The 23540-nt window shown below is 63.9% G+C and carries 27 protein-coding genes; 11 read left to right on the forward strand and 16 right to left on the reverse strand.

From position 1 onward, the window contains the following. Positions 1-77: 77 nt before the first annotated feature. From AT699_RS31060 to guaB, 12 genes are all read right to left on the reverse strand, one after another. Positions 78-302: a type I toxin-antitoxin system ptaRNA1 family toxin gene (locus AT699_RS31060; RefSeq protein ID WP_000211355.1), complete on the reverse strand. Its 225-nt coding sequence runs from the start codon at positions 300-302 to the stop codon at positions 78-80. 63 nt (positions 303-365) lie between these two features. Beyond that, positions 366-614: a hypothetical protein gene (locus AT699_RS31065; protein ID WP_000213809.1), complete on the reverse strand. Its 249-nt coding sequence runs from the start codon at positions 612-614 to the stop codon at positions 366-368. 4 nt (positions 615-618) lie between these two features. Next, entirely contained in the window at positions 619-2046 is a 1428-nt protein-coding gene (gene trbL / locus AT699_RS17070) for a P-type conjugative transfer protein TrbL (protein WP_001405816.1), read from the reverse strand. Positions 2047-2056: 10 nt separating this feature from the next. Next, positions 2057-2293 carry an entry exclusion lipoprotein TrbK gene (trbK, locus tag AT699_RS31070; protein WP_000718002.1) on the reverse strand — a complete coding sequence of 79 codons (237 nt, stop codon included), beginning with the start codon at positions 2291-2293 and terminating at the stop codon, positions 2057-2059. A gap of 12 nt (positions 2294-2305) precedes the next feature. Continuing rightward, complete coding sequence (trbJ, locus tag AT699_RS17075; RefSeq protein ID WP_000836966.1) at positions 2306-3085, reverse strand: P-type conjugative transfer protein TrbJ; 780 nt, start codon at positions 3083-3085, stop codon at positions 2306-2308. 140 nt (positions 3086-3225) lie between these two features. Next, a complete protein-coding gene (locus tag AT699_RS31075; protein ID WP_000024442.1) occupies positions 3226-3414 on the reverse strand; it encodes a FitA-like ribbon-helix-helix domain-containing protein in 189 nt (62 codons plus the stop codon). Between the two features lie 1032 nt (positions 3415-4446). Next, positions 4447-5328: a replication protein C, IncQ-type gene (repC, locus tag AT699_RS17080; protein ID WP_000743064.1), complete on the reverse strand. Its 882-nt coding sequence runs from the start codon at positions 5326-5328 to the stop codon at positions 4447-4449. Beyond that, positions 5315-6142, reverse strand: a complete 828-nt coding sequence (locus AT699_RS17085) for a helicase RepA family protein (RefSeq protein ID WP_001162384.1) — start codon at positions 6140-6142, stop codon at positions 5315-5317. The genes repC and AT699_RS17085 overlap by 14 nt, the downstream gene beginning before the upstream one ends. Positions 6143-6146: 4 nt before the next feature. Beyond that, on the reverse strand, positions 6147-6368 hold the full coding sequence (locus AT699_RS31080) for a helix-turn-helix transcriptional regulator (protein ID WP_001179606.1): 222 nt from the start codon (positions 6366-6368) through the stop codon (positions 6147-6149). 147 nt (positions 6369-6515) lie between these two features. After that, on the reverse strand, positions 6516-7718 hold the full coding sequence (locus AT699_RS17090; protein ID WP_000954590.1) for a tyrosine-type recombinase/integrase: 1203 nt from the start codon (positions 7716-7718) through the stop codon (positions 6516-6518). Between the two features lie 304 nt (positions 7719-8022). After that, entirely contained in the window at positions 8023-9615 is a 1593-nt protein-coding gene (guaA, locus tag AT699_RS17095; protein ID WP_024069238.1) for a glutamine-hydrolyzing GMP synthase, read from the reverse strand. Between the two features lie 120 nt (positions 9616-9735). Further along, the gene (gene guaB / locus AT699_RS17100; RefSeq protein ID WP_006387084.1) at positions 9736-11196 is read right to left on the reverse strand and encodes an IMP dehydrogenase; all 1461 of its coding nucleotides are present in this window, start codon (positions 11194-11196) and stop codon (positions 9736-9738) included. A gap of 206 nt (positions 11197-11402) precedes the next feature. Between guaB and AT699_RS17105 the strand changes: the two genes are divergently transcribed. The 4 genes from AT699_RS17105 to AT699_RS17120 all read left to right on the forward strand — a co-directional run bounded on the left by AT699_RS17105 (position 11403) and on the right by AT699_RS17120 (position 14792). Further along, positions 11403-12023: a DUF2239 family protein gene (locus AT699_RS17105; RefSeq protein WP_058207360.1), complete on the forward strand. Its 621-nt coding sequence runs from the start codon at positions 11403-11405 to the stop codon at positions 12021-12023. Positions 12024-12272: 249 nt separating this feature from the next. Beyond that, positions 12273-12662, forward strand: a complete 390-nt coding sequence (locus AT699_RS17110) for a DCC1-like thiol-disulfide oxidoreductase family protein (protein ID WP_020928158.1) — start codon at positions 12273-12275, stop codon at positions 12660-12662. Between the two features lie 244 nt (positions 12663-12906). Then, positions 12907-14211: a YcxB family protein gene (locus tag AT699_RS17115; RefSeq protein ID WP_024069240.1), complete on the forward strand. Its 1305-nt coding sequence runs from the start codon at positions 12907-12909 to the stop codon at positions 14209-14211. Next, the gene (locus AT699_RS17120) at positions 14208-14792 is read left to right on the forward strand and encodes a hypothetical protein (protein WP_006387079.1); all 585 of its coding nucleotides are present in this window, start codon (positions 14208-14210) and stop codon (positions 14790-14792) included. The genes AT699_RS17115 and AT699_RS17120 overlap by 4 nt, the downstream gene beginning before the upstream one ends. Before the next feature lie 82 nt (positions 14793-14874). On the opposite strand, the gene AT699_RS17125 is transcribed toward AT699_RS17120, so the two are convergent. Beyond that, on the reverse strand, positions 14875-15765 hold the full coding sequence (locus AT699_RS17125) for a LysR family transcriptional regulator (protein ID WP_006387078.1): 891 nt from the start codon (positions 15763-15765) through the stop codon (positions 14875-14877). A 173-nt stretch (positions 15766-15938) separates the two neighbouring features. Here AT699_RS17125 and AT699_RS17130 point away from each other — a divergent pair, with 173 nt between their 5' ends. Continuing rightward, a complete protein-coding gene (locus AT699_RS17130; protein WP_024069242.1) occupies positions 15939-16934 on the forward strand; it encodes a tripartite tricarboxylate transporter substrate binding protein in 996 nt (331 codons plus the stop codon). Positions 16935-17122: 188 nt separating this feature from the next. Further along, on the forward strand, positions 17123-18088 hold the full coding sequence (locus AT699_RS17135) for a 2-hydroxyacid dehydrogenase (RefSeq protein ID WP_024069243.1): 966 nt from the start codon (positions 17123-17125) through the stop codon (positions 18086-18088). Between the two features lie 113 nt (positions 18089-18201). Here the strand turns inward: AT699_RS17135 and AT699_RS31570 are convergent, their stop codons facing one another. Then, positions 18202-18399 carry a hypothetical protein gene (locus AT699_RS31570; RefSeq protein WP_131726715.1) on the reverse strand — a complete coding sequence of 66 codons (198 nt, stop codon included), beginning with the start codon at positions 18397-18399 and terminating at the stop codon, positions 18202-18204. Positions 18400-18437: 38 nt separating this feature from the next. Beyond that, positions 18438-18680: a hypothetical protein gene (locus AT699_RS17140; protein ID WP_006387075.1), complete on the reverse strand. Its 243-nt coding sequence runs from the start codon at positions 18678-18680 to the stop codon at positions 18438-18440. Between the two features lie 61 nt (positions 18681-18741). Between AT699_RS17140 and AT699_RS17145 the strand changes: the two genes are divergently transcribed. The 3 genes from AT699_RS17145 (at position 18742) to AT699_RS17155 (ending at position 19876) form a co-directional block, all read left to right on the forward strand. After that, positions 18742-19170 carry a GNAT family N-acetyltransferase gene (locus AT699_RS17145; RefSeq protein WP_006387074.1) on the forward strand — a complete coding sequence of 143 codons (429 nt, stop codon included), beginning with the start codon at positions 18742-18744 and terminating at the stop codon, positions 19168-19170. Between the two features lie 58 nt (positions 19171-19228). Then, entirely contained in the window at positions 19229-19438 is a 210-nt protein-coding gene (locus tag AT699_RS17150) for a DUF7661 family protein (protein WP_006387073.1), read from the forward strand. A 117-nt stretch (positions 19439-19555) separates the two neighbouring features. Continuing rightward, the gene (locus AT699_RS17155; protein WP_371318073.1) at positions 19556-19876 is read left to right on the forward strand and encodes a hypothetical protein; all 321 of its coding nucleotides are present in this window, start codon (positions 19556-19558) and stop codon (positions 19874-19876) included. Here AT699_RS17155 and AT699_RS17160 read toward each other — a convergent pair. Then, the gene (locus AT699_RS17160) at positions 19873-20808 is read right to left on the reverse strand and encodes a LysR family transcriptional regulator (protein WP_024069244.1); all 936 of its coding nucleotides are present in this window, start codon (positions 20806-20808) and stop codon (positions 19873-19875) included. The genes AT699_RS17155 and AT699_RS17160 overlap by 4 nt on opposite strands. A gap of 137 nt (positions 20809-20945) precedes the next feature. Between AT699_RS17160 and AT699_RS17165 the strand changes: the two genes are divergently transcribed. Beyond that, positions 20946-21932 carry a Bug family tripartite tricarboxylate transporter substrate binding protein gene (locus AT699_RS17165; RefSeq protein ID WP_024069245.1) on the forward strand — a complete coding sequence of 329 codons (987 nt, stop codon included), beginning with the start codon at positions 20946-20948 and terminating at the stop codon, positions 21930-21932. Positions 21933-21946: 14 nt separating this feature from the next. Continuing rightward, positions 21947-23470 (forward strand): amidase, encoded by a 1524-nt coding sequence (locus AT699_RS17170; protein WP_024069246.1) that lies wholly within the window; start codon positions 21947-21949, stop codon positions 23468-23470. The last annotated feature ends 70 nt before the right edge of the window (positions 23471-23540 follow it).

Consider the following 23540-nt stretch of genomic DNA (forward strand, 5'->3'; position numbering starts at 1 on the left):
CGCCGTCTGTGGGTCGGGAATGGCCAAACAGTGAAGATTGAAAAAGGCGGCCAGTTCGAGTGGCCGCCCTTTCGTCATTAGCTGCACGCTTGGCGCAAGGCGTTCATTGCTTCTTGAAAATCAGCCTGTGTCGCCCGGCCCGTTTCAGCTTGGTAGTACACCACCATAAAAGCATTAGCGACGGCTTCGGCCAATGGCCCAAGGCTCCGCGCTTCCGCTTGGTTGATGTACTCCAAAGAAGAAAGAATAGCCGCTGCTTGATGCACTGCTTGCCCTGGTTCGATAATATGTTGTGTTGTCATAATTCACCTCTCCAGTAGGTGTTGATTGAAAGTGCCGGGCTGGTTGTGGCCAGCCCGGTGCGCCTACAGGTACAGCCCCGCCGCCTCCGCGAATGCTGACCGCTCATTCCTGCCGCCATTAACCTCAATACTTATCGGCTTAGTTTCGCTCTCTCTCATAGGGTCTGGCCGTGATACAAAAGCGGCTGTTTCTGTCTCTGCATCGACCTCGGTCGATTGATCACCCAGCGGCGAAATAAATACCTGGCTGACTTCTTCCCTTGGCGCTTCATCCAGGGCCGCCAATGCGGCCATGTATGTTGATGTCGTCATCGTGCTAACTCCTGACTTCGTTACTATCTGGGCCAGAATCGGCGCCCAAGCTATTGCCCTCGAACTGGCCAGATTGGCTTGCTTCTTTCGGCTCCATGCTTTCGCGTATCGAAGCAGCCAGTTTTCCGCCTGTGGTTTCGCTCACTCGCTCCTGGAATCCCTGCTTCACTTGAGAGCCGACACCCTTGGCTAACTCGGAGGCCGTGCCTGTGGCCAGCTTCGCGGCCTTGGCAAAGCCGCCACCGCTTGAGCTACTGCCGCTGTCACCAAAGCCAGCCGCTTGGGCGAATGGGCTACTGCCAGCAGTACCCGCTTCACCACCACCGTTTCCGCCACTGCTGACAACTGACCCCATGCTGGACATGTCACCGCCGGTTTCCATACTCGCTGATGCTTTCTGAAAAGCCGCTTGGAGTGCACTTGCACCTCCGGCTGCACCGGCTGCGGCACCCATAACCGCTTTACCTGCCAGGGCAGCGCCGCCAGTTGCCATACTGGCCGCCGTCACCGCCGCCCCAACTGCCGCACCCGCACCGAAGTTTCCAATTCCACCGGCTGCGCCAATACCACCACCAGACACAAGACCAGAAATCATCGGCGGAACTTTGTTGACCAAGAAAAGCAAGATGACCGATATAACCAACATCACGGCCAGTTCCTGGGATGCCATGTTCTCGCTGATTTGCGTGTAGTAGTGATTGATGAACTCTTTGCCAATCGCAACCAGAAGCACCATTGCCATAAGCTGTGCGGCCAGGCCCAGCACGGTCTTGTAGTAATTGATCGCCATGTCGGAAGTCCAACGACTTCCACCAAAGCCAAGGAAGAACACACCGGCATACAACAGAATCCAGGCTGATGCGAGCAACAGCAACAGGTTGACCGCAATCAACGCCAGGACAAACAAAACAGCCAGGGCCATTAGCTCCATGACCAGAGCAGTTGCCATCTGCCGCCATCCCAGCTCCGAGGTGGCCTGTACTGTGCGGTTGTATAACTCGAAACCAAGATCAAGGATGCTGGAGGGCCCAAGATTGCTATTGGAAAGTCCCCCCGCCTGCGCGCCCAGAGTTTGCAATGACTGAACAATCGTACCGGCGATATTCATGCCCTGGTTCGCATTCGTCAGCAACCACCAGAAAAAGCCGGTGAAGATCGTGAAGCGAACGAACTCCGCGAAGAACTCGCCAATGTCGGCCTTGCGCAAAGCCATCATGCCGAATGTCCAGACCATCGAAATCACAACCAGCGTCCAGAACAAACGCGATGCAGCGGACTCAATAGCTGGCCCCCATGTTGCGGCAGCATCATGAAAACGCTTGAGCACATCATTCATAACACCGCTGCTACTTAGCTCCTGCGCCATTGCAGGTTCAGCCAGCACCATTGTGGCGACCATCATCAAGCCACCTAGAGCAATTTTCTTTCTCATGGCGACCACCTCAATAATCATCTTTAGGGCTGGGCTTGAACTCCCACTGACGCATCTGCTTGGCCTTCTGGAATGCTCTGCATTCCTCGGTAAAGGCCTCTCGGTTCGCTTCGCTGCGCATTTCATTCAGTGCTGCCTGGAACGCATCGGGGGCACACGTCGCCGCATTTGGTTCGGGCATCCTTTCCTGTTCACATCCAGCCAACAACAGCAACGTAGCCGCGGTAGTAAAAAAGATTTTTTTCATCTCACCGCCTCCCTAGTAGTTGTCTGCCGGACTCGGGCGAAACGTCCAGGTACGCATTTGCTCGGCCCTGGCATCACCTCGCGCCTCGGCATCGAGTTCTGCTGCAATCCGGGCTGCCTCCGCGTTGTGTTGGGCGGTCAACATGGTGCGAATCTGCAAGAGCTGATTGGCCTGCTGGCTGGCGAGCTGGTTGGCGTAGCCGATGGCCTGTAGCTGGCCAGTTGCACCCTGGGCCGCGCCTTGCAGCCGCTCCAGGGTACGGGCGTCATCCTTCAAAGCCTTTTGCTGGTCGGCAACGGTCTGGAACAGGGCATCGTTGGCCTTCTTTTGCGACTCTGACGCCAGGCGGCGGTTCTCTTCCATCGCTGCCTTTTCGGCCGGCGTGCATCCGCCGCTGCCGTTGAAGCATGGCGAGCTGCGGTAATAGGCCACGTCCTGAAACTTGGCCAGGTAACGATCCAGGCTGCCTAGCTGGTTCTCGTAATAGGCCAGCGTGTTTTGCGCGGCAATCAGCCGGTTGATCGTAGTCTGCGCCTGATCCCAGATATACGCGGCTGGGGCCATCGTGTTCTGGAGCTGATTTTCGTACTGCTGCAACTGGGTCTGGTACTGCTCAATCTGCTTGAGCGTCTGCGCCACCGACTCGATGGCCGTCATGATGTTCTGGGCCAGGTTGCCGCCGTCGATGACGGGGATACCAGCTTGCACAGGGGCGGTGGTAGTGGTGATAAAGCCGGTTGCGAGTGCAACGGCTAGAGCGGTTTTTTTAGCCGCTAAAATTTTGGACTTCATGGTCGTACTCCGTCGATGAAAAGAAGGCATTGCCTTGACCAAGCGTTGTGCTTGTTCTCGGCAACGTTTCATCGAAGAGCTACGCCACTAGCTGATCGGTATTGCCCTTGGCGCTGAGGCCCGGACTTACAAACGTAAAACTACTCTGTTTTTTTATCGCTTTCGGACAAGCCAACTTCCCGGCCAATCTCTTCAAGCTCTAGCGGCTGTACTGCCGCCGTCAGTATTTCGCGTATTTCCGCGTCGGTGCTCCTATCGTTGAGCGCTGCTCGAACTTTCAACGCACGGTGCACCTCGGCGGGTAAATTCCTGATAAGCACATTTGCCATATCAATACCCTTTTGGTGTACCCGACAACCATGCTATCAAAGATATTAAAAATAGCAAGACCTATACTCTTGCAACCGGCGGTAGCCGATCAGCCCCGCAGGGCAGGATTCCCGTTGAGTGCCCCCGGCGCGAATAAGGGACAGTGAAGATAGATAACCGGCTTGCCGGTTAGCTAACTTCACCCATCCTGCCCGCATTTCACCCACTATTGAAAATCTAGCGCATATCGAACGTAAAGCGTTTTATCGTCAAACAAACACCGATTCTTGGCAACATAACCGTAATCGTCACCAAATCGGCCTGCAATCGACATAGTCGCTTCAAAATCGCTGCTCAATCGGCTTTAAATCGGAACCTAAAATGCCAACAATCGACACAAACCATTCGCCCCGATGGGGCGAGTTGGACGCCAAAAAAGAAGGGCATAACCCGCCCCTCAAGTGTCAATGAACACAAGAAATTTGCCTCCCCTCCCGTCATACCACTAAGGCGACGTATTGATACTTGAGGGGCAACCTTTCCTGATGTTGACACCTTCACGCAGGTTACTGGTTATGGGCGTCCAACACACACGGCTCATTCCTGCTTGGTAATAATAAGAATAATAATCTTCTTATTATTCTTACCGAACGAATGGGCACTGCTTAGCCATTTCACGTTTCGAGCCAAGGTTTCAGTACAGATAACTACAAGTGCACACAGCGGCCCTCCAGCACCGTTAGACGCAGATTCTGCTTCAGCTCATGGAATAAGGGACTCCGGGTTGTTTTCCCCTCTCACAAGGCGTTTCAGCGGCCACTGAAGCCGCCTTCTCTTCTTGGCGTTAAACCATCGGCCTATGGCCGATTGATAAAGCCCGCCAGGGCTTTATTGGCAAGGTCAGAACGCGCCCTCAAGGCGCGAGCTGCACCGCGCATGATGGATTATCTTTAGATAATCTTGGATGGATTTCCCAAACTGCCCGCAAAGCAGCGCACCGTCTGGGTTTTCCAAATTGGGACGGGGAACGTTACGACGGCAGAAGGGGAGCGTTACGACGGTAACAAGGGAACGTTACGACGGTAAACGGGTGCAGTTGCCGTGGGGCCAGGCCTCTTGATCTCCCATTTTCCCTTGGCGTATTCGTTCACTACCCAACCCACGGCGGCAAGTTCGGCCAGTGCCTTCCGGGCAGTCTGACGGCGTTTTTTCATAGCTTCGGCATTGGCTTCATCTGGCCAGACATAGCCGCAAAGCGTGTCCAGTTCCACGCGCCCGGATTTGCCGGGGTCGATCCAGCCGCATAGCCGTTGGTGCATCAGCCGTGCCGGATCAGTCTGTAGCACCCGCACTTCCGCCATGTCGATACGGGCATATGGACGATGCCCCAGGATCGCTTCGGCAATACGCGGATTCAGGGCAACCCATAGCCTGCCGTCCGTCTCGTCAAAAGCATGACTCATCAGGTGGAACGCGGCTTGCCGCCGTCCCTTCGTCACAAGGATGGTGACGTTCGACATGCGCAGCAGGCTGGCTTTGAGCGCCTTGATGTTGTCGCCGCTATCCGTCATGCCCGTTTCTGAGAGCAGTTTGGTCAGGCTCTCACGAACCACCAAGCCGTCTTGCTCAATGGCTTCGAAACGGGGTTCAAGGAATAGCCGTAGCTGTCGCCCCGTCTCACTGGTCGGTTCCGGGGTTAGCAAGATGCCGTTCGGGCCGCCAAGGGCCACGATGCCTTGCAAAAGACGCATATCATCGGCCCCGAGAGGTTCGAATCCGACGAAACGCATGGATTCGTCCTCGCCAAAGGTGTAGGTCACGTCCAGCTTGCAGCGTTTGCGATCGCCACGCTTGAGGCTGCGGAACAGGCCAGGTGCCAAACAGTGCGCGGGATCATGTCGGACGTGGGTCAGGTCATGCTTAGGCTTCTTCACGCTGTCTCCTTTTCACCTTGCACTGCCGCTCCAGTACAGCAGGCTTCAACACGCCGCCGTCGTGCCGTCTAAACCAGAGTTCTTGAAAAGGTGCGCCATAGTTGGCCTTGCTGACGCCAAAGCGGACAAAATACCCACGCTGACAATCATCGACCCCCAGTATCTCGGCCTCGCCTTGCGTCATGCCGGATAGGTACGATTGCCAACGGATGTTATCAACCAGTACGGACGATCCACGACTGGCCTGCTGTTGATCGCCCGACCCCATCATGGCTGCGCTTTTACTCGCGTGGTGCAGAAACACAATGGAGCAGCCTGTATCAGCGGCTATGGCCTCCATGTGCCCAACAACCTGCGCCATCGGCCCGCTAGCGTTCTCCTCCTCAATGTGGAAGCGCCGCAAAGTGTCCAAGATCATCAAGCGACGACCTTCAGCGGCTCGTTTGAGAGCATCGAACCAGCTAGCAGCCATGATGTTTGGGCATTTACCGATCAAGGGTTCAATGAGCAAACCATCAGCCACGGCTTGCCGTTCCGCTGCGCTGAGGTGTGCCCCAAGGGCGTGCAGACGATGGTGAATAGCGGCCGGTGGATCTTCAGCAGGCAGATAGACCACTTGCCCGGTGGGAAACTCGCCTATTTCAAGTAAATCAGGCCCGCCTGCAATCTGTGCAGCCAATTGAAGGGCCAACATGGATTTACCAGCCCCACCAGGCGACACAAGAGCACCAACAGTGCCAGCAACCATATTAGGCAGAACATAATCAATGGGTGGCGGCAATTCCGTGAAAGCCGCCATAAGATCAAGAGCCATATAACTAGCCCTCTATAGGGCCAGGTCGCGCAGCTTGATCACCCGATGATTTACGTGCCTCAATCCACTCTTCGACCTCTGACAAATCCCAGGCGACATTTCTACTGGTTAACGCGATACGGCGTGGAAAATCCCCTCGCTGCTCCAGGTTATAAATTGTTCGTGTCGAAAGCGGGATCATCTCCAGGAGCTTCTTCCTGTTGATGAGGGTCTTTATATTTTGCATGGGTCAATACCTCTCAAATGAATAGTTGCTATTCATCGAGTAGCTGCGCGAAGCAGCTAATCGGTAATTGACCTGCCCGATGCCAATGGCGGCCTTATTTATAAATTCACGGCATCAACTTCAATGCTATCAAAGATAGCAAAAACATCAACCCTTACTGCCTCCCGAAGTCCACTCATCAATCATATCGGCCCAATCCTGCAACATCGCCGCCCGCTGCTCGCGGTACTCAGCCTTGTTGTAGACAGCCCTCACGCCCTTCTGCTCGTGCGCCAGGCACTTCTCGATCCAGTCGGTGTTGTAGCCGGCCTCATGCAACAGCGTGCTGGCTGTGCGCCGCAAATCATGCGGTCCGAACTTGGTAAGTGACTTCCCATCTTTCTGCGCCGCCTTGTAAGTCAGCGTCAGCACCTGGTTAAGTGTGGCAGCGCTCATCGGCGCATCCGAGTCGTACCGTGATGGCAAAACGAAGTCGGAACCACCGGCAAAGGTTTTCATGGCAATGAAAATATCCAGAGCCTGCTGGGACAGAAATACCAGGTGCGGGTTACGGCGTTTCATCCGCTCCTTTGGAATCGTCCACAACGCTTCGCTGAAATTGATCTCGCTCCAGGTCGCATTGGTCAGCTCGCTCTTGCGCACCATCGTCAGCAATAACAGCTTGGCCGCCGCACGGTTTGTTGGGCTTGTGCCCACTCGCTCCATGTACTGGTACATCAGCCCAATTTCTTCTGGCGTCAACGCTCGGTCACGTGGCTCGAATCGAGCGATGCTTGTTGGGCGCACCAGTTCTGCCGGGTTTTCGACCTTCTGCCCACGCTCGATGGCCCAGCGAAATACCTGCAACACGATTTCACGCACATGAACGGCGGTGGCCGGTGCGCCTCGCTCAACAATGGCATCAGCCAGCGCCCGCAAGTCTTCGTGGGTGATCTCCACCAGCTTCTGATTGCTGAATTTCGGCTTCAGCTCACGCTCATAAACCGAGCGGCGCATATCGCGGGTGGAGTCGGCCATCTGGTAGCCACGCAGCCACTTCTCCGCCCAGGCACCGAACGTCTCTGCATCTTTCACCCGCGCCTTGTCTCGGGCTTTCTCCTTGGCCGGCGACTTGCCCGCCGCAACCATCTTCTTGGCGTCACCCAACAGCTCGCGGGCTTCGGCCAGGGTGATGCCACCGACACCATAACGCCCAAAGGTGATGGTCTCCTGCCGACCGTTGATTGAGTAGTTGTAACGGAACGAGATGGAGCCGGCTGGAGTCACTGCCACATAGAGACCTTCCCGGTCATTCACTTTGTAGAGTTTGTCCCTGGGCTTGAGATTGCGCAGCTTGGTATCGGTCAGCATGTACCTTGTCCTTCTTCGTCTCCGATACCATGCTGAAAAAATCTCGAATTTATCGTATTTTTTCTTACGAAACAGTAACTTATAGAATATTAATACCATGAACACACAAAAGAACGCAGCATGGTATCGGCATCAATCATGGCATCGCCAAACCATAATACCAGCTTTAATGCCATGCTCAAACGGTGCTTGGCGCTTCCTCCCGTTGCCAGATCGTGCCAAACACAAACAAAAAAAAGCCCGCAATTACGCGGGCTTAGCGGCATTTCATGCCATCAGGTGCCTGGCTGTGCCAGACGCGGAATCATTCCCACTCAATCGTCGCAGGCGGCTTGCTCGACACGTCATACACCACCCGATTGATCCCCCGCACCTCATTGATAATCCGCGAGGAAACCCGAGCCAGCAACGGATGCGGCAACGGCGCCCAATCCGCCGTCATGAAGTCAAACGTCTGCACAGCCCGCAGCGCGACAACGTACTCATACGTCCGCCCATCCCCCATCACCCCCACCGACTTCACCGGCAGGAACACGGCGAACGCCTGCGAGGTCAGCTCGTACCAGGTCAGGCCGCTGGCCTCGTCCTTGGTGTTGCGCAGCTCTTCGATGAAGATCGCATCCGCGCGGCGCAGCAGCTCGGCGTACTCATGCTTGACCTCGCCCAGGATGCGCACGCCCAGGCCAGGACCCGGGAACGGATGGCGGTAGACCATCTGCGGCGGCAGGCCCAGGGCCACGCCCAGCTCGCGGACTTCGTCCTTGAACAGTTCGCGCAGGGGTTCCAGCAGTTGCAGGTTCAGCGTGTCCGGCAGGCCGCCGACGTTGTGGTGCGACTTGATCGAGGTGGCCTTGCCGGTCTTGGCGCCGGCCGATTCGATGACGTCGGGGTAGATGGTGCCCTGGGCCAGCCACTTGGCGCTTTTCTGCTTGCCGGCTTGTTCCTGGAACACTTCCACGAACTCGCGGCCGATGATCTTGCGCTTGGCTTCGGGGTCGGCCACGCCGGACAGCTTGCCCATGAACTGGGCGGTGGCGTCGACGTGGATGATCTTGACGCCCATGTTCTCGGCGAAGGTCTGCATGACCTGCTTGCCTTCGTCCAGGCGCAACAGGCCGTGGTCGACGAAGACGCAGGTCAGTTGGTCGCCGATGGCCTTGTGGATCAGGGCCGCGGCCACCGACGAGTCGACGCCGCCGGACAGGCCGAGGATGACTTCGTCTTCACCAACCTGCTCGCGGATGCGGGCGACGGCTTCGGCGACGTAGTCGGGCATGTTCCAGTCGCCCTGGCATTCGCAGATCTCGTTGACGAAGCGGGCCAGCATGGCCTTGCCTTGCACGGTGTGCGTGACTTCGGGGTGGAACTGCACGGCGTAGAAGCGGCGTTCTTCGTCGGCCATGCCGGCGATGGGGCAGGACGGCGTGGAGGCCATCAGCTTGAAGCCGGGCGGCAGCTCGGTGACCTTGTCACCGTGGCTCATCCAGACCTTGAGCATGCCGTGGCCTTCGTCCGTGGTGAAGTCTTCCAGGCCTTCCAGCAGCTTGGTGTGGCCGTGGGCGCGGACTTCGGCGTAGCCGAATTCGCGGTGGTCGGAGAAGCTGACCACGCCGCCCAGCTGTTGCGCCATGGACTGCATGCCATAACAGATGCCCAGCACGGGCACGCCCAGCTCGAACACGGCGTGCGGCACGCGCATGGAGCCTTCTTCGTAGGCCGATGCGTGGCTGCCCGACAGGATGATGCCCTTCAGGCCCTGCGCCATCTGGTCGCGGATGAAGGCATCGTCGACGTCGCCCGGGTGTACTTCGGAGTAGACGCCGGCTTCGCGCACGCGGCGGGCGATCAGTTGGGTGACTTGCGAACCGTAGTCGAGAATGAGGATGCGCTGGTGCATGGAGACTCTACCGGTAAGGAATGAAATCGCTGTAAATAAAACCGCACCGGCAGACCCGCTGACTGATTTTGCGGTTCTGCCGGTGCGTGATGCATGACATTGTAGTTGACTGTACGGGGATCAGTCGGCGCGGTAGTTGGGCGCTTCCTTGGTGATCTGTACGTCGTGCACGTGGGATTCGCGGACACCGGCGGAGGTGATTTCCACGAATTCGGCCTTGGTGCGCATGTCGTCGATGGTGGCGGCGCCGCAGTAGCCCATGGAGGCGCGGATGCCGCCGACCAGTTGGTAGATGATGGCCAGCACGCTGCCCTTGTAGGGCACGCGGCCTTCGATGCCTTCGGGGACCAGCTTGTCGGCGTTGTTGGCCGGGTCCTGGAAGTAGCGGTCGGCCGAGCCTTCCGTCATGGCGCCCAGGCTGCCCATGCCGCGGTACGACTTGTACGAACGGCCCTGGAACAGCACCACTTCGCCCGGCGCTTCTTCGGTGCCGGCGAACATGCCGCCCATCATGCAGGAGAACGCGCCGGCGGCCAGGGCCTTGGCGACGTCGCCCGAGTAGCGGATGCCGCCGTCGGCGATCAGCGGCACGCCCGTGCCTTCCAGCGCCTTGGCGACTTCGGAGATCGCGTGGATCTGCGGCACGCCGACACCGGCGACGATGCGGGTGGTGCAGATCGAGCCGGGGCCGATGCCGACCTTGACGCCGTCGGCGCCGTGTTCGACCAGCGCGCGCGCGGCGGCGGCGGTGGCGATGTTGCCGCCGATGACTTCGACCTTGGGGTAGTTCTGCTTGACCCAGCGCACGCCTTCCAGCACGCCCTTGGAGTGGCCGTGGGCGGTGTCGACGATCAGCACGTCGACGCCGGCGGCGACCAGCTTTTCAACACGCTCTTCGGTGTTGCCACCGACGCCGACCGCGGCGCCGACGCGCAGCTGGCCCTGGGCGTCCTTGCTGGCCAGCGGGTGCTCGGTGTTCTTGACGATGTCCTTGACGGTGGCCAGGCCGCGCAGCTCGAAACCGTCGTTGACGATGAGCACGCGCTCCAGGCGATGCTTGTGCATCAGGGCCTGCGCCTCGTCCAGCGTGGCGCCTTCCTTCATGGTGACCAGGCGTTCCTGCGGCGTCATGATGTTGCGCAGGGGCTGGTCCAGGTTCTCTTCGAAGCGCAGGTCGCGGTTGGTGACGATACCGACCAGCTTGCGCCCTTCCACCACCGGCAGGCCCGAGATGCCATGCTGGCGCTGCAACGCAATGGCGTCGCGCACTTTCATCTGGGGGGTGACGGTGACCGGATCGATCACGATGCCGAATTCGTGGCGCTTGACGCGGGCGACTTCACGGGCCTGGGCGTCGGCGGACAGATTCTTGTGGATGATCCCGATGCCACCTTCCTGGGCCATGGCGATCGCCAGGCGGGATTCGGTGACCGTGTCCATGGCGGCGGACACAAGGGGGATGTTCAGGGAGATGTTGCGGGTGAGGCGCGTGGCCAGGGAGGTGTCGCGCGGCAACACCTCGGAATACGCAGGCACCAACAACACATCGTCGAAGGTGAGCGCTTTTTGAACGAGACGCATGGGTAACTCCGGGCGCAAAGCAAGATTATACGCCGCTTGCATGTTTTGACTAGGTATTGACCCTAGGTCGGGACGTAATTTTTGCGACTTTTTTCAATCACCGTCGTGGGCTTGCATTATTTTTACCCGGATTATATTGACAGAAGCGTTGGAGCCGCGCACAATGCGAGGCGTCAAATTTACCCGGGTAAATACCTGTGCACACCATGAACCCATCCGCCCTTCTCCATACCGCTTTCTCCGGCCACCGCCTGCTGGCGCGCGGCGCGCTTGCCGAGGTCGCGCTGGCCGTCAAGCAGGCCCAGGCCGGCCCCGCCAACGACAACGACCACGGCGCGATCCTGGTATTCGACGACCAGACCGGCAAGCAGGTCGACCTGGACCTGCGCGGCGCCGACGCCGATATCCGCAAGCGCTATCAACCTTCGCCCGAGGCCGCTCCCAAGCAGGCTGACGAGACGGACGGCGCCGATGCCGCCCCGCGCGGCCGCGGCCGGCCCAAGCTGGGTGTGGTGCCGCGCGAGGTGACGCTGCTGCCGCGCCACTGGGACTGGCTGGCGGCGCAGCCCGGCGGCGCGTCGGTGGCGCTGCGCAAGCTGGTGGAACAGGCGCGCCGCGACAACGAGGCGCGCGACCAGCGGCGCCAGCGGCAGGAAGCGGCGTACCACTTCATGTCGAGCATGGGCGGCAACCTGCCGGGCTTCGAGGAGGCCACGCGGGCGCTGTATGCCGATGATCGCGCGGGTTTCACGCGGCAGGTGGCCGCATGGCCGGCGGACGTGCGCGATTACGCCATGGCGCTGGCGTGGGCGGATGAGCAGGCCTGAGCGGCAGGCCGCGTATCGCCGCGCGCGATCCCAGTGGCCTGTTCCTGCGCCTTATCCCTACGCACATACCTGCGCCACACACCTGCGCCCCATGCCTCCCCACAACGACTGCGGGCCGTCGCTGCGCCGCATGGCTGCGCGCGCCGCTGGCGCATGGCGTCGCGCGCGTCATGCGCCGCTTCCAATCGTGCGTCGGCGGCGTCCCGGCGCCCCAAGCAAGCGACGCCCGCCGCTGGTAAGCTGTACGTCATGGATACGGATACCGCGCCCCGCAACTTCCTGCTGTACGACGGCGACTGCCCGTTCTGCACCAACTACGTGCGGATGGTGCAGTTGCGCAAGGCCGTCGGCCCGGTCGAATTGCTCGACATGCGCCTGCATCCCGAACTGGTGGCGCATTTCCGCGACCGCGGCTATGACCTGAACGATGGCATGCTGCTGCGGCTGGACGGGCACATCTACTGGGGCGCCGATTGCATCAACCGGCTGGCGCTGCTCAGTTCGGACAGCGACCTGTTCAACCAGATCAATGCGGCCATCTTCCGCCGCCCGTGCCTGTCGGCGGCGCTGTATCCCTTCATGACCCGCGGCCGCGCGCTGACGCTGGCGCTGCTGGGCAAGAAGAAGATGCCGGCCTGACGGCGGCGGCGCGCGGTTGGTCGCGCGCCTTGCCTCGCGTTGCCTTGCCTCGCCGCGTCTTGCCTCACCGCGCCCTGCCTCATCGCGCCCCTGCCTCATCGCGCCCTGCCTCTCCTCGCCCTGCCTCTCCTCGCCCTGCCTCTCCCCACCGCGCCTCTCCCCGTCCCGCCTAGCCTAGTTCCGTCCCGTCTCGTCTCGCCCCGCAGCAATGCTAAATTGCGGGTCAACCCCTGACGGAGACCCCATGCCCGAGCCGAGCACCGCTGCCGACGGTACGCTGACGCCGCCGGTTGCGCCCCCGGACGACGCGCCCGGCGCGATGCCGGCCGACGGTTTCTCGCTGACCGCGCCGATCACGCTGCAGGACCGCATCGCGGCCGCGCTGTTCAGCTACGCGGACATGTTCGGGGCCGCCCGGCGGCGCGCGCTGTACTTCCTGACGTGGGTGGTGCTGGCGCTGTTGGGGATGCTGGGGTTCTTTTCCTGGCGGGATAGCGGCGAGCAGGGCTTCGGCCCATTCCTCTCGCGCTTCTTTCACGACCTGTTCGGGCTGGACGGCGTGCCCATCCTGGTCGTGGCCATCCCGGTGCTGATCTACTACTTCCGCCATCCGGCGATCGTGCGCGGGCGCCTGGCGCGCTGGTGCCGCGACGAAGGGCTCGACCAGACCATCCACCCGCTCTATTACTTTCAGCCGGGCGGGCTTGTCGTCACCCTGCCGGGACGCAAGACGGCCATGGCGTGCTCGCGCATCCAGGGGATTGCCGAGACCTCCGAACACCTGTTCATCCAGTTGCGCAACATCGAGGACGTGTACGCCCTGCCGCGACAGGCGCTATCCGACGAGCAGGTGGCGCGCATCAAGGCGTGGGCCGCATCCTGCCACGCCAGCGCTCCGGACGCGACGCAGCACCCGCCGCAAGCGCGGCAGGCGCCCGAGGCCGCGCCGCCGCTGCTGACGACGCGCTTCCTGCTGAACCAGGAAGACCGGGCCGCCGCGATTTCGTGGCAGATCGAACGTCCCGGCATGCGGCGGCGCCGCCGGCGCGGTTTCCTGCTGGCCTTCGCGCTGACCGCCCTGCTGGTGCCGCTGATATTCGTGCTGCTGTGGCTGCTGGACCCCGAGCGGGTGCCGCTGCGCTATGCCTGGCCGCTGTTCGGCGAGATGTTCACGGACAGTTTCTGGAAGATCACGCTGGGGTTCTGGGCCATCCTGGCCGTCATCATTCTGCTGCATCCCTGGTCCCGGCGCCGCCACGCGTACAAGCTGGCCGGGCAGATGCACCGGCGCATGCCGGCCGAGGAACACGAGGCGCGGCTGTATGACGACCGGCTCGAAGTCCGGCAGGACGGTTGGGTCAACAGCTTCGCGACGGCCGGGTTCGACCGGGTCGAGCGGCAAGGCGAACACCTGATCCTGATGCGGCGGGAGGGCGAACCGCTGATCCTGCCCCGACGCGCGCTGGACGCGGAGCAGTTGGCGCTGTTCGAACGCACCCTCATGGGCGGCGCGGGCGGCGATCATCGCCAGCGCGGGGGTACGCCATGAGCGGGCCGGCCTTGATCCGCCTGGCGGCCCTGTGCGCGGCGCTTGGCGCGCTGGCGCCCGCCGCGTCCGCCGAAACCCTCGATCTGCCGCATGGCCTGTCGGTGCAGTTGCCGGAGGGCTGGGTGGTGGACGGCTCGCCGCAAGGCGAGGTCTCGCGCAGCGGCATGCGGCGCGTGCAACTGGTCTGCGAAAGCGAGGCCTGCGAACAGACGCAGGAAACCTGCACCCTGCTGATGCAAGCCAAGCCGCTCGAAGGCGACGACGATGACGCCCGTTTGCAAGCGCTTTATGCGTCGCCGCTCAAGCGCTATTTCCGCCTGCGGGCGGTGCTGCGCGCGACCAGTCCCGACGCCGATATCCGCCAGCCGCTGGAGCGGGTGCGCATCGGCGATCGGGATTGGTATCGGGTCGAGACCGATGCGCGGCACCAGTACCGGTCGGGCGTGTTCGCCGAGACGGTGGTCGACGGCCTGTACGTCGGCGCGATCTGCAAGTCGTGCGAAACCGGCGAACAGCGCCACCGGGACGGACTGCGGATCATCGAGAGCCTGAAGTCGGATACGAACGCCATGTCGCGTTGAACGGCGCGAACGCCATGCAATTCCCTGCCCATCGCGTTGAACGACGACGACATGCCAGGCGCGCGCCCGGCTGTCGCCCCCTTCAGGGTGCCGGGGGCAACACCTCCGCCACCTGCCGCAGGAAGGCCTCCAACGCAGGGTTGTCGTGCTGCGCATGCCAGGCCAGGTACATATCGGCATACAGGTCGCGCTGGCCCAGCGAGCGGAACTCCACCCCCTCCAGGCGCAGCTCGCGCGCCGAATCGGGCACGATGCCCACGCCCAGCCCCGCCCGCACCAGCGCCAGCAAGGTATGCGTCTGGCTGGCGCGCTGCACGTAGTCGGGCTGCACGTCGGCCAGGCCGAACGCGCCGACAATGCGGTCATAGAAGTATTTGCCTTCGCGCGGCGAATACAGCACGAAAGGCTGGCCTTGCAACAGCCGCAGGGGCACCACGTCCTGTTCGCACAGCGGTGAATCCGCCGGCAGCGCCAGCACCAGCGGTTCGCGCTCGATCAGGCGGGCTTCGATGCCCGCCTGCCGCGGCACGCTGCGCGCCAGGATGGCGTCCAGCTCGCGCGCCAGCAGCAGGCGCGACAGGTCGGTGCTGACGGTTTCGCGCAACTGGATCTCGACGCCGGGCAGGCGCTTGCGCGCCCGCATGATGAGCGAGGGCATAAGCCGGTACGACGCCACCGCCGTGAAACCCAAGGTGATGTGGCCGGCGTCGCCGCCGGCGGTGCGGCGCGCGCTGGCGGTGGCGCGGGCGGAGTATTCCAGCAGGTGGCGCGCGTCGCGCAGGAAGCGGCGGCCGGCGGCGCTCAGTTCGACCTGGCGGCTGCTGCGCTCGAACAGCGTCACGCCCAGGTCCTGCTCCAGCAACTGGATCTGGCGCGACAGCGGCGGCTGCGTCATGCACAGGCGCTGGGCGGCGCGGCCGAAGTGCAGTTCCTCGGCCACGGCGATGAAGCATTCGAGCTGGCGGAATTCCATCGATCCAATCCTTGAATTGATCAATGCTATTTATAGCTCGAACAGTCATGCATGAGTCGCCGTTCCTATACTCGGCCGCAACGTCGGGAGCCTGATTCGCCGCCCCGCAAAAGGAGTGCCATCGCAGCAACGTTTTTCCGCGGCCCGCGCCGCCCACTACAAAGAGAAGACCCATGGAGACAAGCAATTCCGCACGCCCGCGCCGCCGCTTCCTGGCGGCGGCCCTGGCCCTGGCCGCCTGTGGCGCCCTGCCCGCCGCCGCGCAGGCCGCGCCGTTCCCGGAGCGCCCGATCAACCTGATCGTGCCGTTCTCGCCAGGCGGCGGCACCGACATTTCGGCGCGCCTGCTGGCGGCGGCGCTGGGCGACAAGCTGGCGGCGTCGGTGGTGGTGGACAACCGCCCCGGCGCCGGCGGGCAGATCGCCGCCGACCTGGTGGCGCGCGCCAATCCCGACGGCTACACGCTGCTGTTCGCCAACTCGGGCATGCTGGCGATCAATCCGTGGATCTACAAGCTGCATTCCGATCCGGCCACCGCGTTCGCGCCGGTATCGCTGTTCTCGGACCTGCCGTTCGTGCTGGTGGTGCCCACCACCCTGCCCACCAAGAACGTGAAGGACCTGGTGGCGCTGGCGCGCGCCCAGCCCGGCAAGCACACCTTCGCCAGTTCCGGCACCGGCGGCGCGCCGCACCTGTCGGGCGAGATCTTCCAGCAGGCCACCGGCACCGATCTGATGCACGTGCCCTACAAGGGCGGCGGCCCGGCCATGACCGACCTGATGGCGGGCCGCGTCGACATGCTGTTCGCATCGGTGCTGGAGACCATTCCGTACGTCAATTCCGGCAAGCTGCGCGCGCTGGCGGTGACGGGCGCGACGCGCTCGCCCGCCCTGCCCGACGTGCCGACCATCGACGAGGCCGGCGTCCAGAACGCGCAGACCGGCTCATGGACGGCGGTGCTCGCGCCGGCGGGCACGCCGCAGGCGGTGATCGACAAGCTGTCGGCGGCGATCCGCGAGGTGGCGGCGGACCCGGCGATGAAGACCAAGCTGGAGTCGCAGGGCGCGGTCGCGCACGGATCGACGCCGCAGCAATTGCAGGCGCTGGCGGCCAGCGAACGCGCGCGCTACGGGGAGATCATCAAGACCCGGCATATCCAGACACAGTGACCGAGCGGGCAATGCGGCCGCACACGACGCGCTGACGCGGCCGAAGAGCGGCGCGTTGCCCGCCCCCCGTCATTCTTTCGTCCCCGACCCACACGGCCGGGACGGCTTTCATCGCCGGTCGTCCCGCCGCCGGCAATTTCTTGCGACCCGCGCACCCGCGGGTCGTCGCGACAACCGTGACACCCGACATGACCACGACTGCTTCCCCACCCCTTGCCGACCTGCTGATGGTCGGCCCCTTGCTGCCCGAACTGACCGCCGAACTGGAGTCGCGCTACCGCGTGCACCGCTGGTGGCAAAGCCCCGATCAGGCGGCGCTGCTGCGCGATCACGGCGCGGCGATCCGCGGCATCGCCACCAGCGGCCGCTTTGGCGCGTCGCGCGCACTGATCGACGCGCTGCCGGCGCTGGAAGGCGTTTTCAGTTTCGGCGTGGGCTACGACACCATCGACCTGGCGGCGGCGCAGGCGCGCGGCGTGCGCGTCACCAACACGCCGGGCGTGCTCGATGCCTGCGTGGCGGACACCGCGCTGGCCCTGATGCTGGCGGCGTCGCGCCGCATCGCCGAGGCCGACCGTTTCGTGCGCGCCGGGCGCTGGCCGCAGGAAGGCTTCGGGCTGGGCACGCGCATGAGCGGCAAGCGCTGCGGCATTGTCGGGCTGGGCAATATCGGCCTGCAGATCGCGCGGCGCGCCGAGGCATTCGACATGCCCGTCCTGTACACCAACCGCAAGCCGCGCGCGGACGCGCCGGCGCATTACCGCTACTGCCCGACGCTGACGGCGCTGGCGGCCGAGTGCGATTTCCTGGTGCTGGCGGTGCCCGGCGGCGGCGCCACGCGCCACCTGGTCAATGCCGAGGTGTTGCAGGCGCTTGGCCCGCAAGGCTGGCTGATCAACATCGCGCGCGGCACGGTGGTGGACGAGACGGCACTGGTTCAGGCCCTGCAAAGCGGCGCCATCGCCGGCGCGGGCCTGGACGTGTTCGAACACGAACCGGCCACGCCGGCGGCGTTGAACGCGATGGACAATGTGGTGATGCTGCCGCACATCGCCAGCGGCACGCATGAGACCCGGCGGGCCATGGCGGACCTGATGCTGGCCAATCTGGACGGCTGGTTCCGCGAAGGCAAGACGGTGACGCAGGTGGTTTGAGACGATGGGCCGCGGCGAGCGAACGAGGTAGCGATGCCGCCCGCTCCGCGGGAACGCCCCCGGATGGGACGCTATTTGAGGAAATCGGCCACCAAGCGTCCATCAAATGGACACTACATCTTGTTATCTATCTCATACATGATAAATTTCTCATCGCACTGGCTCGTGCCGGCGAGCTGTTGTGCTTGTTGTTGTAATTTTTTCCGGCCTTCGGGCCGGATTTTTTTTGCTCTGGGCGTTTGGACACCGGGCGGCGCGCCCGCCACGGGCACCCTTGGCGCGACGGCATTTCGCTGCCATTGCAGCGCCATCTTCCGCCATCGACCCGCATCCGCCGCGATTGCCCGCGTCACGCATCGATCGTGATGGATAGCCCATCGGCGCGCGCCACGATCGACCGCACCCGGATCGTCCAGCCGGCGTTGATGGCCTCTTCTTGATCGTCAAACACACCGTATTCGGTCACCGCCACCGCGCCATGCAGGATGCGGCCGTCGGGCGCCGGCCCCCGCGCCTCGATGACCGGCACGTAGCCGTCCTGCACCTGCAACGCGCCGCGCGTGATCTGAAATCCGTTCAATGCTTCTTCCATGGCCGCTCCTCTTTTTGGGGCCGGGCCATGGTAGCCTGCCGCCCAACTATCCGGAGACATCATGGTGATCTGCAGCAGAATCGAACCGTCCGCCTGGGCACAGGCCTTTCCCTTGATAAAGCAACTGCGCGCCGCCCTCGATGAAGCCGAATTCCTGCAGCGCGTGCGGCGGCAATCGCATGGCGGCTACGAACTGGTCGGCGCCTACCGCGACGGCAGGCTGATCGGCGTGATGGGCATGCGGCCGGTACACACGCTGGCGCGCGGTCCGCACCTGCATGTGGACGATCTGGTGGTCGACGAGGCCGTGCGCGGCAGCGGCGCCGGCCGCGCGCTGATGGCCTACGCCGAGGCGGACGCGCGCGCCCGCGGCATGGGGGCGGTGTTCCTGGATGCCCGGCCCGACGCGATTCCATTCTATGAGCGCGAGCAATACACGCTGCATCCGGCGCCGTCGATGAGGAAGCTCATCGGCCCGGCGACTGCCTGAGCGCGGCACAAGCCGGGCCCGCCCCGCGCGCCACCATCGAGATCCCGCCCCGCCGATCATGCGATTCGACATCTACCGCCGCCTGCAACTGGACATCGAGCGCGAAGCTGGCCAATGGGCCGTGTACCAGTCCGTGGCGGGCAAGCGCGTGCGCGCTGGCGAGATCGTCATTCCGGCGGATGTCGCGGAAGACGAATTGGCGGCGTACCTGGACGACCTGTATCACGAGATGGCGCGGCCGGGCGACAGCGTGACACGGGTCGCCTGAGCGCGTGGCGCTGGTGGCCGCCAATGGCCGTGGCTGGCCGTGGGCGCGGGATGGGCGCGGGGCTGGCCAGGGAGCAGGCCTTTCCGAAACTGGCCGCGGCGCTGGCGCAGGAGTATCGTGAAAACCAGCCCTTCGCGCCTGGAGCCCGCCATGTCCGACGACACCCCCGCCATCGAGGCCAGCGCCTCGCAACTGGGCAACCTGACGCAGTTCCTGATCTGGGTTGCCGAGCATCCCCGCACCTATGCCGACATCATGGAGGCGTGGCGCACGTCGTGTCCACGCCTGTCTGCCTGGGAAGACGCCACCAGCAACGGCCTGGTGGACCTGGCCCGCCGGCCTGCCGGCGACGCCGCCGCCCCGGTGGCCACGTTGACGCCCAAGGGCCGCGCCTGGCTGACCGCGCGCCAGGCCGGCATGAGCGCGACGCCTTCCTAACTATCAGGCGCCGGTACCACGCCGCCATCCGCTTGCAACTGCGCGCGCAGGCTGGCGATGAAGGCCTTGGCCGCTTCGGGCAGCACACGCCCGGCCAGCGTCTGCACCTCGAAGTGGCGTTCGTTCATCTCGCGGTCGCGCAGCGGCAAGGCCACCACCTGCCCGGCACGCAGGCGATAACGGATCGCCAGTTCGCCGCAGAACGCCACGCCGCCGCCCGCCCCCGCGAACGCCACCAGCGCGTCGACGCTGCGGCTGGAGAACATCGGTTCGCATGACAGCTGCTGGCGGCTGCAGCTGATGTCGATCAGTTGCCGCAGCGTCGAATCGGCATCGGGCAAGGCCAGCGGATAGGCCATCAATTGCGCCAGCGACACCTCGGACTGGCCTGCCAGCGGATGGCCGGCCGCCACCACCGCGCGCACCGGCGCCGGCATGCGCAGTTCTACCCGAACGTCGCGATGCGAGGTCAGGCTGAGCGTGACGCCGATGTCGGCCGTGCCGTCGCGCACCCGCACCGGCACCTCGCGCTGCGAGCACACGTCCAGCGTGAAGCGGATGCCGGCGTACTGCCGGCGGAAATCCGCGATCGCGGCGGGCAGAAAATCATGGATGAAGCCTTCGGTGCAGACCACCCGCACCAGCCCCTGGCGCAGCCCGCGCAGGCCCATGATGTCGCCGGCGACGCGCTCGACGTCCTGCTGCGCGCGCTTGGCATGGGCGGCCAGCAGCTCCCCCGCCGCGTTGAGCGTCATGCCCCGCGCGCGGCGCTCGAACAGCAAGGTGCCCAGCTCGCGCTCCAGGCGGGCGACCTGGCGGCTGACCGCGGACGGCGCCACGTCCAGCCGCTCCGCCGCGACGCTGACGGAGCCGCAGCGCGCCACTTCCAGAAAGTAGCGGACGGCCATTTCCTGCAGGATCTGCGGGTTCATCCGGGTTTGCCCTTGGTTGAGGTTAGCTTTGCGCCAAACGCAACGCAGGATTCTAACAATTCATATTGCTGCAACGTTGAGCCCCCGCCAAGATGGCATCCGTCACACGCGTCGTTCCGTCCACTCCCTTGTCGAGCATGACCATGAAGACTGCCTTGATTGCCCTTGGTATCACCCTGGCGGGCGCCCTCGCGACTGCCGCGCCCGCCGGCGCCCAGGGCGGCTATCCGACCCGTCCCATCACCCTGGTCGTGCCCTTCCCGCCCGGCGGCGCCACGGATGTGCTGGGCCGCGTCATCGCGCAAAAGCTCGGCCAGGAACTGGGCCAGACCGTGGTGGTGGAAAACCGCGCGGGGGCCGGCACCGTGATCGGCGCCGGCTATGTGGCCAAGGCCGCGCCCGACGGCTACACCCTGCTGGTCAGTTCCGGCACCACCTTCACGGTCAACCCCGCCATCCAGAGCAAGCTGCCGTATGACCCGGTCAAGAGCTTCGAGCCGCTCGGCATCGTCGGCCGCACCGGCCTGGCGCTGCTGGCCAACCCGCAGGTGCCGGTCAAGGACGTGAAGGAACTGGTGGCCTACGTCAACGCGCGCGCCAAGGAGCCGCCGGCCTATGGCTCGTTCGGCACCGGCACCACCTCGCACTTCGTGGGCGAAGCCTTCCTGGCGGCCGCCGGCATCAGGATGGTCCACGTGCCCTACAAGGGCAGCGCGCCGGCCATGACCGACCTGATCGGCGGCCAGATCCCGTTTTCGGTGGACACCGTGGCCGCCGCGCTGCCCCAAAGCAAGCTGGGCAAGGTGCGCGTGCTGGCCGTGTCCGCGCCCGCCCGCTCCAGCTTCCTTCCCGATGTGCCGACCTTCGCCGAGCAAGGCTACCCGTCGGTGGCGATGGACACCTGGCTGATGTTCACCGCGCCGCGCGGCCTGCCCGCCGACGTGAAGGCCAGGCTCGAAAACGCCTTGCGCGCCACGGTCGAATCGCCCGACGTGCGCAAGAGCCTTGAAAACCAGGGCTTCGAGCCGGCCTTCTCCAGCGCCGCCGAGGGCGAAGCGTTGATCCAGAAGGAACTGCCGATGATGCGCGACCTGGCCCGGCGCGCTGATATCAAGATCGACTGAAAGGAAACACCCCCATGATCCTGGACGATTCCCTCGTCTCGTTATCCGCGGTGGAACTGCGGCGCCTGATCGGCGCGCGGCAGTTGTCGCCGGTGGAACTGCTGGAGGCGTGCATCGCCCGCATCGAGGCGGTCAATCCCTACATCAACGCCGTCACCGCCACGGCTTTCGACCGCGCCCGCATCGAGGCGCGCGCGGCCGAGCAGGCGGTGATGGCCGGCGACACGCTGGGCCTGCTGCACGGCCTGCCGCTGGGCGTGAAGGACCTGGAACCCACCGCCGGCCTGCTCACCACCTATGGTTCGCCGATCTACCGCGATCACGTGCCGGCCGACGACGTGACGCTGGTGGCGCGCCTGCGCCGCGCCGGCGCCATCGTGGCCGCCAAGACCAACGTGCCCGAGATGGGCGCGGGCGCCAATTCGCGCAACACGGTGTGGGGCGCGACGGGCAATCCCTTCAATCCGAATCTGAACGCCGGCGGCTCCTCGGGCGGCTCGGCCGCGGCGCTGGCCAGCGACCTGTTCCCGCTGTGCACTGGCTCGGACACCGGCGGCTCGCTGCGCATCCCCGCCGCCAAGTGCGGCGTGGTCGGCTTCCGGCCATCGCCCGGCGTGGTGCCGAGCGTGCGCAAGCCGCTGGGCTGGACGCCGATCTCGGTGGTCGGCCCGATGGGCCGCACGGTGGCCGACGCCTGCCTGCAGATGGCCGCCAGCGCCGGCCCCGACGCCGGCGACCCGCTCAGCTATCCGCTCGATCCGCTGCAGTTCCTGGCGCCGGGCAGCGCCGACCTGGGCCGCCTGCGCGTGGCCTATACCGAAGACTTCGGGCTGTGCGACGTGGACGATGGCATCCGCGCCACCTTCCGCGCCAAGATCGCCGCCATGCGCCATCTGTTCGCGGCCTGCGATCCCATCGAGATCGACTTCGGCGAGGCCCACCGCTGCTTCGACGTGCTGCGCGCCGAAGCCTTCGTGGCCGGCATGCGCGACGCCTACGAGAAGGATCCCGCCAGCCTCGGCCCCAACACCCGCGCCAATTTCGAGATGGGCGCGGCCATGAGCCTGAAGGATTGCGCCTGGGCGCAGGCCGAGCAGACCCGGCTGATCAAGCGCTTCCAGCGCGCCTTCGACGACTACGACCTGATCCTGTCGCCCACCACGCCGGTGTCGCCGTTTCCGTGGACGCAGCTGTATGCCGAGGCCATCAACGGCAAGCGGCAGGAAAACTACTACCGCTGGCTGGCGCTGACGTATGTGATCACGCTGACCACGCATCCGGCGCTGACGCTGCCTTGCGGGCGGGATCACAAGGGGATGCCGTTCGGGCTGCAGATCGTGGGTCGCTTCCGCGGGGATCGCGAGGTGCTGGCGGCGGCGCAGGGGATGGAGTCGGCGTTTGCGGGTAATGAGGAACTGCGGCGGCCGCGGCCGGATCTGGCCGGGCTGAAGGCGGCGGAGCCGGCGCTGACGTCGATCGTGACGGCGCCGCCGGGGGTGGCACGGGGACCGTCGGCGGCGCAAGTTTCGGCGGTATAGGCAAGACCGTACCCCAGCAGACGCGCATGGCACGGCGGCGGACTCGGGCATAATCCCCCCGCCCGCCGGC

Origin of the sequence: Achromobacter xylosoxidans, from assembly GCF_001457475.1 — a bacterium.
Lineage (GTDB): Bacteria > Pseudomonadota > Gammaproteobacteria > Burkholderiales > Burkholderiaceae_B > Achromobacter > Achromobacter xylosoxidans.